The organism is Okeania sp. SIO2F4, from assembly GCF_010672385.1.
In the GTDB taxonomy this organism is placed as follows: Bacteria; Cyanobacteriota; Cyanobacteriia; order Cyanobacteriales; family Microcoleaceae; genus Trichodesmium.
In genome coordinates, this window is the sequence record NZ_JAAHGT010001310.1 from 1 (window position 1) to 1,833 (window position 1,833).

Sequence of the window (1,833 nt, forward strand, 5' to 3'; positions counted from 1 at the left end):
AACAGGGTGGGTGGAATTTCACCACCAAGGTAATAAGAGTTATTCACAAGTCGAGGTGATCCTCATGTATTGACTTGGAACGGCCATTTATACCTAGTTTCCTAGTTTAGTGGCCAACGAGTCGCACGATAATTAATTTAACTGTTGCGCAATAGTTTTTAGATTTTAGATTTAGATGAAGTGGCAGAGTGAAAATTTTTAGTTGATAATTAATTCAACTGTTGCGCAACAGTTTTTAGATTTTAGACTTAGATGAAGTGGCAGAGTAATGATAGTGCTACGCAACGCTACGGGAACGCCTAATACCATTTCTCCATAGGAAGCTAGACTTGTAAATTTTTTCCCTCAATCAGATCAAAAAAACTTTCTACAAAAAACAAGCATTTATCTCAACGTTGCCCGTTTCTACAATAGACCTTTCCGGAAAATAGGGAGTAGGCAGTAGAGGGAAAGAATTAATTATTTATGCGTATGGGATTGATTTGATTTTTAATTATCGGAGATGTCTAATGAGTGAAAAATCATAGCCACCCATCACCAACGCCAAATCTAAAAAATTAAATATTTAGTAAAAAGTGAGGATTTTTTAGTTATAGGAAAAAATTAATAAAAGGTGTCTAGCCCCCCATCGCCACCCTACACTTTGATAACTGTTAACTGTTCTTTGGCATTCTAGCAAAATGTTCTAACAATAATCGATGAATAAAAATATAGCCACCTCCTACTTTCTGTAAAAATATTAATTGAGTAGCATAGTCAAGAAAACGAGCATAATTCCAAGGGATATAACCATTAAAATACAAAATAACTCGTAAAATAAAATGTTTTACACAAGCTTCTCCTCCTCCCACAGCTAATCCGAAAATTAACCCATATTGACCCCAAGCGATGAGGTACCAGTCTAATAATTTAGCAGATAAAATCATTAATATAGCTGCAATTAAACCAAATATCAAAGCATTTTTAGTTGACAGTAAAATTCCTTGATTGGGAATTGTAACTTCTTCTATTCCCGGACCTGTCATACCACGAACTATTCCTAGAGTTAGTCCTAAGCTTAATCCAGCCATTGCTCCTCTAACTATAGTATAATTAATTATGTCTTGCCTGAAAAGACTGAATAACAAACCAGAAATTAGTCCGATAGTTATGCCAATAATTACTCGGTTGATAGTATATTTTCCTAACCATCTTAAACTTGAGACTGTCTGAATAGTTTTAAATCCAAAGAAACGCCAAAAGTAGAGAATACCAAAGCTTAGAAGAATTAGCAGCTCATAACTTAGTAAAGCTTGATTAAATAAATTCCAAAACAATAAGAAGATTATCATTAGTAAGGTAACAATATAAGCAATGTTATTGATTTTTCTTTGTAGCCAAGTTGGCTGCATTCTTTCAATTAAAAATACAGTTTCTGACTCCCTAACCATCTGCTTTGCTAACCAAATTAGCCATTTTTTTACTTTTTCCTGAGAGTAGACAATATTAACAGCTCTACGTTTAAACATTCGGTCAATATAAGCATTAAATAAATGTTCTCTAAGTTCAGCATTACTGCGACTAGGTAATTCTTCGATTGATATTCCTTGATAAGCTAAACTGATAATAGTTAAAATCAAAGGAGAGCGGGAAAACTCTTGCAATTTAACATCAGATTCTAATGCTTTTCTGACGGCTACTAATTCTGAACCTGCATTTTTTAAATACTCTTGAATTTGCTCTAAACTTAAGGGCTGTAAATATATAGCTGCTTGAAATTTTAACTGACTTGAAAGAGCTTCATAATCACGAATCCGGCTACACACTACTATTTCTGTTTGTCAGTATTCTTGA

Annotated in this window: 1 protein-coding gene; it reads right to left on the reverse strand. The window is 33.7% G+C overall.

What is annotated here, in order from left to right; all coding sequences use genetic code 11:
* Positions 1 to 653: 653 nt before the first annotated feature.
* Positions 654 to 1,805, reverse strand: coding sequence for a hypothetical protein (locus tag F6K22_RS39945; RefSeq protein WP_293110620.1), 1,152 nt, complete (start codon positions 1,803 to 1,805; stop codon positions 654 to 656).
* Positions 1,806 to 1,833: the final 28 nt, after the last annotated feature.